Origin of the sequence: Candidatus Microthrix parvicella Bio17-1, from assembly GCF_000299415.1 — a bacterium.
Lineage (GTDB): Bacteria > Actinomycetota > Acidimicrobiia > Acidimicrobiales > Microtrichaceae > Microthrix > Microthrix parvicella.
Genome location: NZ_AMPG01000003.1, coordinates 76,500 through 92,665, shown reverse-complemented (window position 1 = coordinate 92,665; position 16,166 = coordinate 76,500). Strand labels below are relative to the sequence as shown.

7 protein-coding genes and 1 pseudogene are annotated in these 16,166 nt (G+C 69.7%); 6 read left to right on the top strand and 2 right to left on the bottom strand.

What is annotated here, in order from left to right:
• Positions 1-13: 13 nt before the first annotated feature.
• A pseudogene (locus MPARV_RS21440) lies at positions 14-1,230 on the top strand (MBL fold metallo-hydrolase).
• A 16-nt stretch (positions 1,231-1,246) separates the two neighbouring features.
• Here the strand turns inward: MPARV_RS21440 and MPARV_RS0113695 are convergent.
• Both MPARV_RS0113695 and MPARV_RS24840 read right to left on the bottom strand, forming a co-directional pair.
• Positions 1,247-1,633 (bottom strand): type II toxin-antitoxin system PemK/MazF family toxin, encoded by a 387-nt coding sequence (locus MPARV_RS0113695; protein WP_081582317.1) that lies wholly within the window; start codon positions 1,631-1,633, stop codon positions 1,247-1,249.
• A complete protein-coding gene (locus MPARV_RS24840) occupies positions 1,569-1,871 on the bottom strand; it encodes a hypothetical protein (RefSeq protein ID WP_157789636.1) in 303 nt (100 codons plus the stop codon). The genes MPARV_RS0113695 and MPARV_RS24840 overlap by 65 nt, the downstream gene beginning before the upstream one ends.
• 203 nt (positions 1,872-2,074) lie before the next feature.
• Between MPARV_RS24840 and MPARV_RS0113685 the strand changes: the two genes are divergently transcribed.
• From MPARV_RS0113685 to recD, 5 genes are read left to right on the top strand one after another with little or no spacing between them, the layout of a single operon-like run.
• A complete protein-coding gene (locus MPARV_RS0113685) occupies positions 2,075-3,334 on the top strand; it encodes an exonuclease SbcCD subunit D (protein WP_020378673.1) in 1,260 nt (419 codons plus the stop codon).
• Positions 3,331-7,182: an AAA family ATPase gene (locus MPARV_RS0113680; protein ID WP_020378672.1), complete on the top strand. Its 3,852-nt coding sequence runs from the start codon at positions 3,331-3,333 to the stop codon at positions 7,180-7,182. Before MPARV_RS0113685 ends, MPARV_RS0113680 begins: the two co-directional genes overlap by 4 nt.
• 13 nt (positions 7,183-7,195) lie before the next feature.
• Positions 7,196-10,801 (top strand): exodeoxyribonuclease V subunit gamma, encoded by a 3,606-nt coding sequence (locus tag MPARV_RS0113675; RefSeq protein WP_157789635.1) that lies wholly within the window; start codon positions 7,196-7,198, stop codon positions 10,799-10,801.
• The gene (locus MPARV_RS0113670) at positions 10,798-14,217 is read left to right on the top strand and encodes a UvrD-helicase domain-containing protein (protein ID WP_020378670.1); all 3,420 of its coding nucleotides are present in this window, start codon (positions 10,798-10,800) and stop codon (positions 14,215-14,217) included. The genes MPARV_RS0113675 and MPARV_RS0113670 overlap by 4 nt, the downstream gene beginning before the upstream one ends.
• Positions 14,214-16,151 carry an exodeoxyribonuclease V subunit alpha gene (gene recD, locus MPARV_RS0113665; RefSeq protein WP_051012003.1) on the top strand — a complete coding sequence of 646 codons (1,938 nt, stop codon included), beginning with the start codon at positions 14,214-14,216 and terminating at the stop codon, positions 16,149-16,151. The genes MPARV_RS0113670 and recD overlap by 4 nt, the downstream gene beginning before the upstream one ends.
• The last annotated feature ends 15 nt before the right edge of the window (positions 16,152-16,166 follow it).

Genomic DNA, 16,166 nt, shown 5'->3' with positions numbered 1-16,166 from the left:
GGAAGGATCCACCATGAACGTCGAGACCATCGAGACACCATCGCTCGGGGACCGCAGCTACCTGGTGCACGACGGCGAGGTGGCGCTGGTCGTCGATCCCCAACGGGACCTCGACCGCGTGCTGTCGGCCGCCGACGACGCCGGGGTCGCCATCACCCACGTCGCCGAGACCCACCTGCATAACGACTACGTCTCCGGCGGGCTCGCCCTGTCCCAGCGCACCGGCGCCACCTACCTGCACGCCGCAGCAGAGGTCCTGCCCTTCGATCACCGTGGCGTGGGCGACGGCGACGTCATCGAAGTGGGCTCGCTCACGGTTCGAGTGGTGGCGACTCCCGGCCACACGCAGCACCATCTCAGCTACCACGTGACCGAGAACGGCGGCGGCAAAGGTGCCGGTGCCGGTGCGCTGTTCACCGGCGGATCGCTGCTGTACGGCTCGGTGGGCCGCACCGACCTGGTCGCAGCCGATCTGACCGACACCCTGACCCGCCTGCAGTACCGATCGGTCCGGGGGATGATCGACTCGCTTCCGGGCGACACCCGCTTCTACCCCACCCACGGCTTCGGTAGCTTCTGCTCGTCCTCCCAGGGAGGCGACGACTCCGACGGCACTTTGGCCGGCGAACGCTCAGTCAATCTGGCGCTGACGATCGAGGACGAGGACACCTTTGTCGAACGACTGGTGAGTGGTCTGTCGGATCATCCCGCCTACTACGCGCAGATGAGCCCGATGAACCGTGCGGGCGGCATTCCGATCGACCTGTCCCCGGCCGCTCCGGTCGACCCGACCGAGCTGTTGCGCCGGATCCACCGGGGAGAGTGGGTGGTCGATCTGCGCAACCGCCGCGCCTACGCCACCGACCACCTCGTCGGCACGATCGGCATCGAGCTGGACGATCCCTTCGCCACCTACCTGGGCTGGCTGATCCCCTGGGGGACGGCGGTCACCCTGGTGGCCGACACCGCCGAGGAACTGGCCGAGGCCCAGCGGCAACTGGCGCGCATCGGCATAGATCGACCCGCCGGTGGGGCGGACGGGGGGCCTGACGTCTGGGGGGAGGGCCACGACCGAGCGTCCTATCCGGTGATCACCTGATCGTGCACTGCGCCTCGGGATTCCGGGCGTCGATTGCCGCCAGCCTGCTCTCACGGGCTGGCAAGGACGTGACGCTGATCGACGATGAGTACGACCGGGTTGCTGAGCTGGATCTGGCCACCGAGCCGTAAGTGGCCGACCGGCCACTTACGGGATGTCGAGCAGGTCTGCCACCAACGAACGCAGCTGTGCAAGCGACGCCTGGGCCACGGTTCCGCCATCGGTTCTGACCAGCCGATCGGTGCTCACAACCGTGCAGAGGTGAGCCTGAGCTACGGAAGGTTCCAGCAGCCCCCGTGCTGTCACGACAACCTCGGTTGGAATCCGTCGATGGAGATTACTCGTGACCGGAACGACATGAATCGTCCGGGGTCCGGGCACCAGGATTGCGTCTGCAGTCATCACCACCGCCGGGCGCAGGAACGCTGGCTCGCCGCCTACAGGATCACCGAAGTCGATCCAGACCACATCACCAGCCCGCAGGCTCGGCCACCGATCGGGCGGCTCCACCCAACCACTCGAGCTCGTCGTCATTCACGGGCGAGGCCGCCAAAGCCAACCCGATACGCCGCTGCCGTTCCGCTCGGGCGAGCCGTGCGATGACCTGATCCATCGACAACCCATCCGCATCGGCCAACTCTTTGACGGCGTCTCGAGTGTCCTTGGTGACCCTGACCGATGTAGGAGCGCGCATACGTTTCAGGATGTCGAGAACGAATGCTGCTCGCAAGGGACGCCTTTCCTCGGGGCGGGCCAGGATACGAATTGCCACGGATTTTGGGACCTGAAAGCCGGACTGCCCGAGCAGGGCGGCGCGCCGGACCAGACCCCCAGGGCGTAGAGTGAATGACACGCGTGTGGTTTGGCGTCGTGGTTGGTGAGCTCGGCAGTGGGCTCCGCCGAAAGATCCGGTCCGCATGCGTGCAACGGGCCGTCGGGCTTCGTTGTCACACCCCATCCGTAGGGTCGATTCGCATGAAGTTCATCCACACCAGCGACTGGCATCTCGGGCGACGCCTGGGAGAACACGCGCTGATCGACGACCAGCGGGTGTTTTGCGATTGGTTGGTCGACCTCGCCGTCACCGAGGGCGCCGAGCTGGTCGTCATCGCCGGCGACGTCTACGACCGCGACGTTCCCCCCACCGAAGCGGTGGCGCTCTTCAGGTCCACGGTCCGCCGGCTGGTCTCCTCCGGCATCAAGGTGGCCGCCATCGCCGGCAACCACGACTCGGCCGAGCGCCTCTCGGCCTACGACGGGCTGACCGAACGCTCGGGCGTGCTGATTCGGGGCGGTTTCGCCGGCGCCGGCCAACTGCACCGCTGGGAGTTCTCCGATGGCCCCCTCGCAATCGCGGCGTTGGGCTTCCTGTCCCCCGCCGCCTTGCCGGGTGAGCGCGCCGCCGAAGTGGAGGCCGCTCATGTGGAAGCCGGCCGTCGCGGTCCCTGGCGCACGCACGACCGCGTCCTCGCCCACCACCTCGACCTGGCCCGGACGGCGGCCGGGGGGGCGCCCCGGTCACTGGTGATCTCCCACGCGTTCGTCTCGGGCGGGCTCGCTGGTGGGTCCGAACGTCAGTTGGCCGTCGGCGACGCCGGCCAGGTGGCGGCCCGGCGCTTCGACGGCTTCTCCTACGGTGCGCTCGGCCACCTCCACGTCAGCCAGAAGGTGGATGGCCGCGATCAACTGCGCTACAGCGGCAGCCCGCTGGCGTACTCGTTCTCCACGGACGACCGCACCAAGAAGGAGGTGTTGGTCGTCGACATGGACCGCAGCGGCGCCGTCAGCATCGAGGCGATCCCGGTGGAGGCCGGGCGGCCGGTCATACTTCGAAGAGGACGCCTGAACGACCTCGTGGCCAAAGCGCCGGAGTTGGACGAGCGCTCTGCGTACGTGCGGGTCGAGTTGACCGACCCCGTGCTTCCAGCCGACGCCCGAAGGGTGTTGGGCGGACACTTCCCTCACCTGGTCGAGATCGGGCACCTCCCCGACCGCACCGGTCGTTCACCGTCGCAGGCCACCAGCTCCGAGGTGCGCTCCCTCGACCCGATCGAGGCAGCCAAGTCGTTCTGGGACGAGCTCAGCACCGAGCCGCTCACCTCGGCCGACGAGAAGTTGCTGGGCGAGGTTCTGGCCGAGGCGTTCTCCGCCGACGTTGATGACGCATCCCTCGGTGATCACGCCGCTGGTGGCGCGACGACCCCGTCGATGGCTGGGATTGGGGCTCAGCCATGAAGCCCAACCAACTCGTCATCGAGGCGTTCGGGCCCTACGCCACTCGGGCCGAGGTCGACTTCGATGCGTTGGCCGACACCCGCCTGTTCGTCGTGTCCGGGCCAACCGGCGCCGGCAAGACGTCGATCTTCGACGCAATGTGTTGGGCGCTGTACGGCGAGTTGCCCGGCAACCGGCTGCGGGAGGGCAAGGTGCGTTCCGACGCCGCCGACCCCGGCCACCTCACCTCGGTATCGCTCACCTTTACCGTCGACGACACCGTCTATCGGGTGGTGCGTCAGCCGGAACAGGAACGACCAAAGCTGCGGGGCACCGGCAGCACCACCGAGAAGCAGTCGGTCGAGTTGCACCGGCGGGCGGCCGGCGCTTGGGAGCCAATGGCGCACCGGTGGGCCGAGACCAATCGCATCTGCGCCGACCTGGTCGGCCTGACCCCCGCCCAGTTCCAGCAGGTGGTGCTGCTCCCCCAGGGTCGCTTCCAGGAGGTGCTGCACGCCTCCTCGGACGAACGAACCAAGTTGCTGCGCACGCTGTTCGACACCGCAGGCTTCGAGCGCGCCCAAGAGCTGCTGGACCGACGGGCCAAGACCGCCGAGACGCGACGCAACTCGATGATCGATGACGTGTCCCGCTCGGAGGACACCGCCAATGCCGAGCTGGATGCGCTGCAGACACTGGTCGAGGCGCAAGGTATCGAGCTGCCGCCGTTGACGGCCTCCCCTCAGACGGAGACCACGACCACGTCAATGGTCGAGGCCGCCATGCAGCCGAAGCCCGCTGCCGCCCAGACCACCGAACGGGATGCCGGACCCAAGCGAAAGCGGCGAGGGACTGCCGGGCCCGGCCAGCTCAGCCTGGTTTCCGACGATGGTTTCGACGACGGGCCTCACGACGACAGGGTCGAGACGAAAGCAGAGGCCACCTCCGGCCCCGACGCGTCGACGACCGGCGGCCCAACCGGCGGGCCGACTTCGTCCGCTCATCAGCCCACGGCCCAGGCAGAGGTGCCGGCGACCCTCTCGCTCGGCGACCGGGCGGAACGGCTGGAACTCCATGGCGTGGCACTACTCGACCAGCGTCGCGACCAGCGCCGGGCGGCACGCAACGATGCCGATGCCAGGCTCAGCGCAGCACATCAGCTCGCCGAACGCCAGGCCCGCTTCCGCACCGAGCGTGCGCAGCTCGAGACGCGGGTCGAGCGACTGAGCGAGGTGGAGGCGAACAGGCTGCGGCTCGATGCAGCGCTGCGCGCCGCCGGGGTCGCCGACGCCCACCAGGTCGCTCAACGGGCTTCGCTCCAGTTGGCCGATGCCCAGACCTCCGCCGAGACCGCCGTGCGGCAGACGGCCGCTGAGCTCACCGAACTGGTCGAACTCTGGCCGAACGGGGGTGGCGCGCCGCCCGCCGCCTCGGTGCAGGCCGAGGCTTCCGCAACGTCGCCGGCGACGGCCCTGCCCGGTTGGCTCGCCGATGCCGGCCACCTCGACCTGACCCGTGTCCCCACATCCGGTCGCCCCCGGCTCGCCGATGCGCTCGAAGCCCTGGCCCGACGCGCCGACCGGGGCGCCGGCGAGCTGCGGGGTCGCGCCGGCGAGATCGCCCAGGCCCGCGACCTGGCCCGGCAGGCCTCTGCCCGCCGACAGGAGGCCGACGCTGCGGCGAAGCACGTGGCGAACTTGACCGCGAAGCTCGACGAGCTGACGCTCCAACAGCGTTCGCTGAACTCCGAGCGAGAAGTACTCGCCTCGTTGGCGGGCGGCGCCGATCGCACCCATGCCGACCTCACCCACGCGACCGGGCTGCGCGACGCCCGGATTGCCCTCGACTGCGAGCGCCTCGCTCTGGCCGACATCGACGTCGAGCTCGCTGCCGTCGCACAGCAGGCGCAGGCGCTCACGGTCGAAGCCGACCGGCTCGCCGACCAGCGGGACGCTGCACGTCAGGTGGCCGAGTGCGTCGCAGACCATCGCGGCGGGGCCGAACGAGCGGCGGCAGCACTTCGGCTGGCGAAGCGCCGGGACCAGAACCAGTCCGAGCTGGCCGACGCCGTCGCATCGGTTCAGCGTCATGCCGCCACCTACTCCGACCTCATGGGTGCCTTCACCGCCGATGCGGCGCCTCGTTTGGCGAGCACGCTGGTCGAGGGCGACGACTGCCCGGTGTGCGGCTCGGCCGAGCACCCGCGTCCGGCGATTGCGCCGGCGGGAGTCGCTCCGGTTTCGTCGACCGACCTCGAACGTGCCCACGCAACCAACATGGCCGCCATCAGCAAGCACTCGGCACTCCAGGACCGACTCGACGAGTGTGTGGCCGAGTTGGGCGACGACGCCGCCGAATCGGTCACCGACCTGACGGAACGTCACCGTGCAGCTCAGCACCTGGTCGAGCGGGCCGTCGCTGCGGCCGCGGCGGTGACCGACCTCGAGCAGCGGTTGACCGAGTTGGCACAGCAGCGCCAGGGCCTGGAACAGCGCGACCGAACGGCTCACGGCCACCAGGCCGCAAGAAGCGAGCGTCTCGCCGCTCTGATGGACCGCCTGGGCGACGCGGCAGATACCGCCACAGTCGACCTGGAAACACGGGTTGCGACCGCGGCCGACGACAACCGGCGCTGCCTCGCCGCCGTCGAGGCAGTCGCCGAGTTGGACCGGCATCGAACCGAGCTGGCCCTCCAGATTGAGAAGCTCACGCCTCAGCGCTCGCAGGCCGGCGAACAACAACACGCCGCAACCGCCCAGGCCGACCAACTTCACGAACAGGCGGCCGCTCAGCTGTCGTTGCCGGATGCCCACTGGCCCCACGCCCAGCTGGCGCAGCACTGCGAAACGCTGGCGACCGTTGGGCGACGGGCGGCGGCCTCGCTCTGTGGCCTCGACGCTGCTGAGCACAGCCATACCGAGGCCCGAGCCGCCCTTCGGACCACGTTGACCCGCCAGGGGTTCGACGACGTCGACGACGTCCGGGCCGCAGCTCTTGATGAGGCCGAGCGGCGCGGGTTGGAAGCCTCGATCAGCTTGTGGGAGGGCGAGGGTTTCGCCCTCACCCAACGCTTGGTCGACATCGTCGAGGGCGGGCTCGATATGACTGACCCCGACCTGGACGGGCTTGCAGCGCGGCTGGCAGAGGCCACCGACGCTGCCGAACGGCTGATCGAGCACGCCACCACTGCCCGTCATCACCTCGGTCGTGCACGCCGGACCATCATCGAGCTGGACGGCCGGGGTGACGAGCGGGCCGCGGCGCAGGCCGACTACGAGGCCACCTACCGCCTGGCGCGCATGTGCCGAGGCCACAATGCACAACGGGTCACGCTGGAGGCGTGGGTGTTGGCCCACCATCTGCGCGAGGTGGTCACTTCGGCCAACCGCCGCCTGGGCGCAATGAGTCGAGGCCGGTTTCAGATCCACGTCGACGACGAGGCCGCCGACCAGCGGTCCAAGCATGGGCTCGATTTGTCGATCGCGGACGCCGAAACCGGCACCCGCCGACCCGTGCGCACCCTGTCTGGCGGCCAGACGTTTCAGGCGTCACTCGCCCTCGCCCTCGGCCTGGCCGACACGATCGCCACCCAGCGGGTTGGCCGCGACATCGGTGCGACCTTCATCGATGAGGGCTTTGGAGGCCTGGACACCGACAGCCTGGACACCGCCATCGAGGTCCTGAACAACCTGGGCGCAGAGGGTCAGATGATCGGCGTGATCACCCACGTCGAGGAGCTGAAGGCAGTGCTCCCCGTGGCGATCGAGGTGACGCCGATGGGTGGAGGTCGAAGCAAGCTGACGCAGCTGATCGGCAACCCGCCGGCAGGGGCATCATCGGCTGCGGGGTCGTCGGCCGAGGTGGCGTGAGATGGTGGGAAGCGTGGGCCAGCCAGCGTTGATCGTCGGAGAGTCGCTTCGTGACCTCATCGATCCGTTGGCCGACCGGCTCAGCCAGCCGCTCGACGACCCGTTCGCTCCCGAGCTGGTGGCGGTCGCCAACCTGGGGGTGAGGCAATGGACCACCCGCCAGCTCTCCCGACGGTTGGGAGCGAGCCAGGGCGGGGTAACGCAGGCTGACGGCATCGTGGCCAACATCGAGTTCCCGTTCCCGGACGGGCTGCTCACCCGACTGCTCGGGGCGCCCGAACGCGACCCGTGGGCGCTGTCCAACCTGGTGTGGGTGGTGCTCGACGAACTTCAGCAGGGTGCCGGCGACGCCGCCCTGGGCCCGGCCGGGCGGGTCGCACCCGGCACGAAGCGAGTAGGGCCGGTGCCGCAACCGTCGAGCGGCACCTGGTACGGCCGCGCTCGGCACCTCGCCGACCTTTTCGACCGCTACTCGCGCCACCGACCCGAGCTGATCCGCCAGTGGGCTACAGGCAACGACGTCGACGGCAAGGGTCACCCGATTGCCCGAAACCCACGCTCGGGGGCTTCCCCGCAGTGGCAGTGCGAGCTGTGGCGTCGGGTGCGGGCCCGCATCTCCGAACCGAGCCCCGCCGAGCGGTTGGCCGGGCAGATCGACGGCCTCGACCTCAACCTTCCCCGCGTCGACCTGCCACCGCGCCTGACCCTGTTCGGACTCTCGGCGCTGCCGCCGGTGTGGTTTTCGCTGCTGCCTGCGCTCGGCGAGCACTGCGACGTGGCGGTGTTGTGGCTCACCCCGTCGCTGCCACAGTGGCGAGCCATGCACGAGCGGGGCGCCACGAAACAACTTGGGGCTTGGCTTCCCGACCGTCCCCGCGCCCGCCCACGCGACGGCGGCAACGCATTGCTGTCCAGGTGGTCTCGACCGGCCCAGGAGGGGGCGCTCCTGTGGGGGGCTTCGGGCCACGCAAGCGCTCCGGCACACGACGAACACCCGGAACCCGGCGAGACGACGACGCTCGGACGACTTCAACTGGCCATCCGCACCAACCGCCCGATCGGGGAGTTGGCCGCCACGCTGCCTTCCCCCGGTCGGCAGGATCGCAGCCTGATCGTCCACCGGGCCCACGGCCCCTCACGGCAAGTGGAGATCTTGCGCAGCGCGGTCGCCCACGCGCTGATGGAGGACCCGTCGCTCACGCTCGGCGACGTGTTGGTGCTGTGCCCGGACGTCGAGGCGTACGGTCCGCTGGTTGCTGCTGCGTTCGCTCCCGGCCCCGGCGACCCGACGGCTCACGCCTCTGTGGGCCAACCGGCCTCCCCTGGTTTCGACAGTGGCGACGGTCTCGCGTTTCCGGTGTGGTCGGCGGTCCGTTCACCCGGCTCCGATCACCCGATCGCTCAGGCGTTTCTTGGGATCCTTGGGCTGGTTGATGGTCGGGCCACCGTCGGTGAAGTGCTCGACCTCTTGGCGTTGCCTCCGGTTGCCGCCCGTTTTGGCCTCAGCGACGACGATGTCGACCAGCTCGGGGACTGGGCCCGGCGTGCGGGCATTCGCTGGGGGCTCGACGGTGAGCACCGACGCGCTCACGGGTTGCCCGCGTCATTCACGGCGACCACGTGGGCGGACGGTGTCGAACGGGTCCTGCTCGGCATCACCACCGCATCCCGCACCTTGGTTCCTGGTCTGGGCAACGTCATCCCGGTCGACATCGAAGGCAGCGACGTTCGGGTCATCGTCCGTCTAGCCGGTCCCGTCGCCCAGCTACGGCAGTGCATCGACGAGGTTCGAGCGCTGGACGTCGGCCCGCGGGCGCGCCCGACCGAACGGCCCGGCACGCCGCTTCTCACTCTCTCGACCTGGATCGGTTGGGTCCTCGAGTCGCTCGACGCGCTCACAGATCAGCAGTCGGACAGCGACTGGCAACGGCGCCACCTCTTGGAGGTTCTTGGCGACCTGCGGCCGGAGAGCGGCGCGCCGGAAGAAACGGTGGCCGATCCGCTGCTCAGCGTTGGAGAGTTTCGAGCTGCCGCCACCGAAAGCCTTTCGGCCGTGCGGCGGCGAGGTGGGCCTGCCGAAGGAGCACTCACCCTGGGACCGCTGCAGGCGCTGCGTTCGGTGCCGGCCAGGGTCATCTGCCTGCTCGGCATTGATGCCGATGTCCTGGGCAGCGGCACCGCCGACGCCGACGACCTGCTCGCCGCCTCGCCCGCACTTGGCGACCGTGACCCGCGAGCCGACGGCCGCCAACTTCTGCTCGAGGAGGTGCTCGCCGCCGGTGACCGCCTGATCATCACCACCACGGGTCGGGACCCGGCCACCAACGCCGAAGTTCCGCTGCCGGTTGTGCTCTCGGAACTGCTTGAGGAGTTGGAACCGGCCGAGCCGGGCGACGCCGGCCTCCCCGGCGGCAGCGCGCTCATCACCCACCCGCGCCACGATTTCGACGCGATCAACTTTCGGGCGGGAGCGCTGGCCGCCGACGGACCATGGAGTTTCAGCCCGGTCGGGCTGGCAGAGGCCAGGACCCGCGGCGGCCCCGGTGATGAGCGCAGGTCGGTGCCCTTTCTCGACGGGCCGCTCCCACCGCGCGCTACCGACGATCGCAGTGGTGCCATCATCGAGCTCGCCGACCTCCACCGCTTCCTCGATGGCCCCCCGGCGGCGTTCCTGGCTCAGCGTTTGGGCGTGGGTCTGCCCCGACACGAGGAACTCGGCGACGAACTCCACCCCGTCGAGGTCGATCCCCTGCACAAGTACCAGCTCCACACCGAGCTGCTCCAGGCCACGTGGAGCGTTGGCGACCTCGATACCGCTCATGCCCATTGGGCGGCGGTCGCCCGCGCCTCGGGGGAGCTTCCGCCGGGCGAGCTGGGAGAGGCGGCCGTGGCCGACGTCGTGGCGTTCACCAAGGTGATCCTCGGGGAATGCGAACGGGTCGGGGTGACCCGCCCCGGCACCATATCCGTTCCGATCGAAGTGGAGCTTCGCGGCGGGCGGTCACTGCGGGGCGTGGTCACCGAGGTGGACCCGGCCCGGCCCGGCCCGGTGAGGATCGGGGCCCGACGGTTGAAGCCGAAGCACGAGTTGGGGTTGTGGCTCGACGTTCTGGCACTGGCTGCGCAGGACCCCTCAGTGCCGTGGCAGGCCATCGCCATCGGTCGGGCGAACGACCGAACCCAGAAGGGGATCAAGGTCCCAGCGGCGACGACGCTGCAACCAAGGATCGTCGGCCACGACGACGCCCAGCGGTCAGCCACCGCCGGTGCGGCGCTCGACACCTTGGTCGAGCTGTACCTCCGCAACCTGTCGGAGCCCCTCCCCCTGTGGCCCGAGACCGCAGCCAAGCTGTGCGGCCGCAAGAAGCTCCCCACCGGCAGCTGGGAGACGTCCCTTCCTGGCGGAGCTCAAATCGGTGACGGCAACGAGGCCGCCACCCGCGAGATCTGGGGCGACCTGTCCGAACACGACTACGAGTCGTTGCCTGCACGAAGCGACGATCCGGGCAACCCGGACGAGCCGAGCCGAGCCAGGCGCCTGGCACACGTGATCTGGGCGGCATTCGACGCCTCGGTCGCCGGCTCGCTCAACTCCCAGGCTCCACAGGCGGCGACATGAGCGATCAGCTGTTTCCGCCGGACTCGCTCGCTCAACCCAACGTCGGCGTGTTCTCGCTCGATGAGGCGCTGCCGCGCTCCAGCACCCTGATCGAGGCCTCGGCCGGCACCGGCAAGACCTTCACGCTCACCCACCTCGCAGCCAACTTCATCGAGCGCGACGCGCTGCCGATCAGCCAGCTGCTGCTGGTGACCTACACCAGGGCGGCGGCCGGCGAGCTGCGCGACCGGCTGCGGCGAGTGCTGCGCGAGCGGGCGGAAACGTCCACCGACAACGATGCCGGCATGCGGCTGCGGATTGCCGTCGAAGAGTTCGACACCGCCACGATCACCACCATCCACGGGTTTTGCCAGCAGGTGCTGACCACGCTCGGGGTGAACGTGCCGCTCGACCCGGCGATGAAGCTGCTCGCCGACGAGGAAACACTCATCACCCAGATCGCAGCCGACCTGCTGGCCGGCCAGGCGCTCGCCGAGAGCACTGCCGACGGGCAACTCCCAAAGCTCGCCAAGCTCACCGAGGCGATCCGCATGGGCTCTACCCACCCGGGCATCGTGGTCGCCGGGCATCCCGACGAACCCGAACACAACCGGCTCGCTCAGCTGACCGCCGACGGGCTCGACGAGCTCGATCGCCGCCTGGCCGCACGTTCGCTGATGACCTATCAGCAACTGCTCAACCGGGTTGCGGCAGCGGTCAACGGTCCGAAGAACTCCGGGGTCGTCGACATCCTCAGGCGTCGCTTCAGGGTGGCCCTCATCGACGAGTTTCAAGACACCGACCCCGTCCAGTGGGAGGTGTTCCGGCTGCTGTTCGCGGGCAGCGACGGGCCCGACAGTCCCACGCTGGTGCTGGTCGGCGACCCGAAGCAGGCCATCTACTCATTCCGCGGCGCCGACATCGCCACCTACCTCAACGCCAAACAGGCGGTCACACGCCAGAACCGTCTGGACCGCAACTGGCGCAGCACCCCTCAGCTGATCGCAGCGCTCAACTCGCTGTTCGCGGGCAGCCGGTTCGGGTCGTCGCCCGACGGCACTCACACGATCGACTACGACCCCGTGATCGCTGCTCGCAAGCACGACGCCGCAGTTCCCGGCCACCAAGCCCTGAAGATCCGCTCCTTCGACATGGCCGCCTACCACGAGGTCCATCCGCCGGAGTACCGCAAGAACGGCAACGCGGTCCCGACGCCCGTGGGCCTCATACGACATCTCGTCGGGCTTGATCTCGTCTCCCAAGTGCGTTCCACGCTCGCAGATGGCGTACGCGCCGAGGAGATCACGGTCCTGGTGACCTCCAACAAGGACGCCGCTCGGATCCAACGCCTCCTGTCCGATGCCGGACTGCCTGCGGTGCTGGGACGGGCAGGCAGCGTGATCGACTCCCCCGCCGCCGACCAGATCCGGCGTCTCCTCTGGGCGATGGAACGGCCGGCATCGTCGAGCCGGGTGCGCGCGGCGGCACTGGGCTGGTTTTACGGCCTGAGCGCTCGAGACGTCGATGCCATCAACGACGAGCAGCTGGCGCAGATCCAGGTCGGGCTGCGGGACGATTCGCTGATTCTGCGCCGTCGCGGCGTGGCCGAACTTGCCCATCACCTGCGAACGCGCGTCGCTGCGGCGGACGGCTTCGATGCGGGCGATCGTCCGGTCGCCGAGCGCAGCGCTGGATCCACCCTCGGCACCCGGCTTCTTGCGACCCCGGGGGGTGAGCGGCACCTCACCGACCTCAACCACCTGTGGGAGCTCCTCAGCGACCGCACCGGGGCCACCGGAACCTCGGCCTCCAGCGCCCTCGAGGCCCTCACCGCCTCGGCCGACCCGGAGGAGCAGGCAACCGAGGTGCTCCAGCGCCGCACCGAGGCCGACGGTGGCGCCGTCATGGTGATGACGGTGCACGTGTCCAAGGGCCTCGAAAACCGAGTGGTGATGGTCCCCTTCCTGTGGACCGCGCCCATGAGCGTCAAGGCGCCGGTCGTCACCCACGATCCGGTCTCCGGTGAGGCCATGCTGCGCGTCGCCCTCGAGGCAAAGGGCGAGGCCCGCGAGGCGGCCAAGGCCGCAGTCGCCGAGGAGGGCGACCGGCTCGTCTACGTGGCGCTCACACGAGCGAAGGAACGGCTCATCGTCTGGGCCGCCCCCGGGGCCAAGGAATCACACAAGTCGCGCCTGATGTGCCGGCTCGCGCAGGTGGCGGGACTCGACGAGCTGGCGACGATGTCGGACCTGCGCGACGCGGTCGACGTAGTGCAGGCCCACGCTCCCGAAGGCGCCGTGGCGCTGGAAACGTTCATCTCTGCACCCTCATCAGGCCACACACCTTCGGCGAATTCGTCAACGTCGGGCGACGATTTACAGATCGACATCTGGGACCGCCACATGGGGCCGCCGTCGCGACGCTGGTCGTTCTCGGCGCTGACCGCCGACCATGACGACAGCTCACGCATTCGAACCGCGCAGCGACCGGAAGATGCGACAGGCCGTGGTGACACCGCCGCTGACGACGAGGGCGACGAGCCGGCGGTCGCCGACCTCGCCGCAGCAACGCAGACCATCGATGGGACCACCGCTGCCGATCCTTCCGATGCGCTGCCCGACCCGTGGCTCGACCTTGGGGCCGGCACGGCGTTCGGCACGCTGGTGCACGAGGTCTTGGAGGAGGCCGACCTGCAGGCCCCGGACCTCGAAGACGAACTCGCCCGGGCGATCGCAGCCGGCTCACCGCCCGACGAGCTCGACCAACCGCGCCTCGCCTCGGCGGTCGCAGCCTCGGTGCTGACGCCGATGGGCGGCTCGCTCGGGTCGCTCACCCTGGCCGGGCTCCCCCGGGCCCATCAGCTTCGCGAGCTCGACTTCGACCTGCCCCTCGAGGGCGCGGCACGCCCGACCGGTGCCGACCTGGCCCGCTGCGTCGATGCATGGCTGCCCGCCGACGACCCCCTGGCCGGAAGGACCTTCGCCCTGGGCGCCGCAGCGTTCCTGCCGCTGGAGGGCATGCTGACCGGCTCGATCGACCTCACCATCCGAGTGCGCGCCTCGGACGGCGGACCGGACCGCTACGTGGTGGCGGACTACAAGACCAACCTGCTGGCGCCGTGGGGCACCGTCGACCCGGAGGCCGCCCACCCCGACCGGCTCGTCGACGCCATGGTCGCCCACGACTACCCGCTGCAGGCACTGCTCTACGAGGTGGCCCTGCACCGCTACCTGCGCTGGCGGCTTCCCGCCTACGACCCCGAGGCTCACCTCGGCGGCGCCGCCTACCTGTTTCTTCGGGGCATGGCAGGCCCCGACACCCCGGTTACCCCCAACGGGCGAACCTACGGCGTCTTCACGTGGCAGCCGCCGACCGGGTTGATCCTGGCGCTGTCCAACCTGCTGGCCGGCGCCGAACTCGACGAGGTGACGCCATGAGGTCGATCGACGCTCGACCCGCTTCGTGGGTGACCCACACCGGATCGCCGATCGACCGGCACCTCGAGGCGGTCACCTCAGTGCTCGCGCCCTACGCCGCCGTCGGCGTGTTCGGCCTGGAGGAACACCACGTCACCGCAGCGCTGCTGCGCATCGGCGGGATCGCGCTCGACGGCCCTGGCACCGGCGACCTGGTGCTGGCCATCGCGCTGGCGGTGCGGTCGCCGAGCCGGGGCCACGTATGCGTCGACCTGCGCACCGCTCCGGAGCGGTTGGTGGTCGACGGTGCGGACGGCGACGTACTCGACGCGCTGGCATGGCCCGACGACCAGGCCTGGATCGAGCTGGTCGCCGCATCAACGCTGGTGGCGCGCACCCCGCTGCCCGACTGGGCCGAACTCGACGGCGATCAGCGCCGCATTCCGCCGTTGATCCTCGACGACAGCCGCCTCTACCTCGAGCGTTACTGGCGATACGAGTCCCAGGTGATCGCCGCCGTCGCCGAGCGGGCGGGTCTTGCGGTCAGGCCACCCGATGACGGGGTCGGCGCCCACCCGATCGACCAGCAACTCCTCGCCGATCTGCTGCCGCTCGATGACGGCGGCGAACCGACCCGACAACGACTTGCGGTGACCGAAGCGCTCAGCCGGCCTGCCACCGTGATCGCAGGCGGTCCGGGTACCGGGAAGACCTACACGATCGCCCGCCTCCTCGCGTTGCTGGTGGCCGGTGGGTCCGGTGACGGGGCTTCAGCCGGCAGCCGTCCCCCGCAGATCGCGCTCGCCGCGCCGACGGGCAAGGCCGCAGCCCGGATGACCGAGGCGCTTCGACAGGCCGTCGAGGGCGCCGGCCTCGACGGTGTGGTGGCCGGCCATCTCAACGACCTCACCGCCACCACCATCCACCGGTTGCTCGGCCACGACTTCGACAACCCCACCCGGTTCAGGCACCACGCCGGACAGCCGCTCCCCCATGATGTGGTCGTCATCGACGAGTCATCGATGGTGTCGCTGCCGCTGATGGCCAAGCTGCTCGACGCCCTGTCGCCCCGGACCCGCCTGGTACTGGTCGGCGACCCGGACCAGCTCACCAGCGTGGAGGCCGGAACCGTCCTTGGTGATCTGACCCACCGCGCCAGCCCCCTCTTCGACGCCGTGGTGCGGCTCGACCGCAGCCACCGCTTCGGTGAGCACTCGCCCATCGGCGAGCTGGCCAACGGGCTTCGCCTGGGTGATCCCGACGCCGTTCGGGCCACGATGGAGGCCTCGGACGAAGCCATCACCTGGCTGCCCGTCACCGCGTCGGCGTGGGACAACATCCCAGCCGAGATCGAGCGCCTTGCCCTCGACGCAGCCGAAGGCGTGTACGACGCCGGGCGCGAGGGCGATGCCCAGGCTGCGGTCCACGCCCTGGGCGCCATCAGGCTGCTGTGCGCCCACCGCCGGGGCGGGTCGGGGGTCGAGGCCTGGAACGAGCGTGTCGCCGAACTGTTGGCGCGGACCCGCCCAGGCTCGGCCGACCAACGCGGCTTCGCCATCGGCACGCCGTGGCTGGTGACCGCCAACGACCAGGCCAACCGCCTGGCCAACGGCGACGCCGTGGTGATCATCGACATCGACGGGCATCCCAGCGGCATCCTCGCCGGCCCCGAGCTGCGCACGGTGCCACTCTCACACCTCGATGCGGTCGAGCCCTTCCAGGCGCTCACCATCCACAAGAGCCAGGGATCGGAGTTCGACCACGCCGTCGTCATCCTGCCCCCGCCCGGCTCTCCGATCCTCACCCGGGAGCTGCTCTACACGGCGGTGACCCGGGCGAAGTCCAGGCTGACCATCGTCGGCGAGGCGGAGGCCATCGAGCAGGCGGTGCGCCGCAAGACCGACCGGGCGTCGGGCCTGATCGAACGTTGGGAAGCCGACCAGCCCGGCCGGTGACCATGTAGCTACAAT

What these genes read in the sequence shown, in the direction of transcription:
- MPARV_RS0113670 (WP_020378670.1), top strand. Translation starts at nt 10,798, where the DNA reads ATGAGCGATCAGCTGTTTCCGCCGGACTCGCTCGCTCAACCCAACGTC.
- MPARV_RS0113680 (WP_020378672.1), top strand. Translation starts at nt 3,331, where the DNA reads ATGAAGCCCAACCAACTCGTCATCGAGGCGTTCGGGCCCTACGCCACT.
- MPARV_RS0113685 (WP_020378673.1), top strand. Translation starts at nt 2,075, where the DNA reads ATGAAGTTCATCCACACCAGCGACTGGCATCTCGGGCGACGCCTGGGA.
- recD (WP_051012003.1), top strand. Translation starts at nt 14,214, where the DNA reads ATGAGGTCGATCGACGCTCGACCCGCTTCGTGGGTGACCCACACCGGA.
- MPARV_RS0113695 (WP_081582317.1), bottom strand. Translation starts at nt 1,633, where the DNA reads ATGACGACGAGCTCGAGTGGTTGGGTGGAGCCGCCCGATCGGTGGCCG.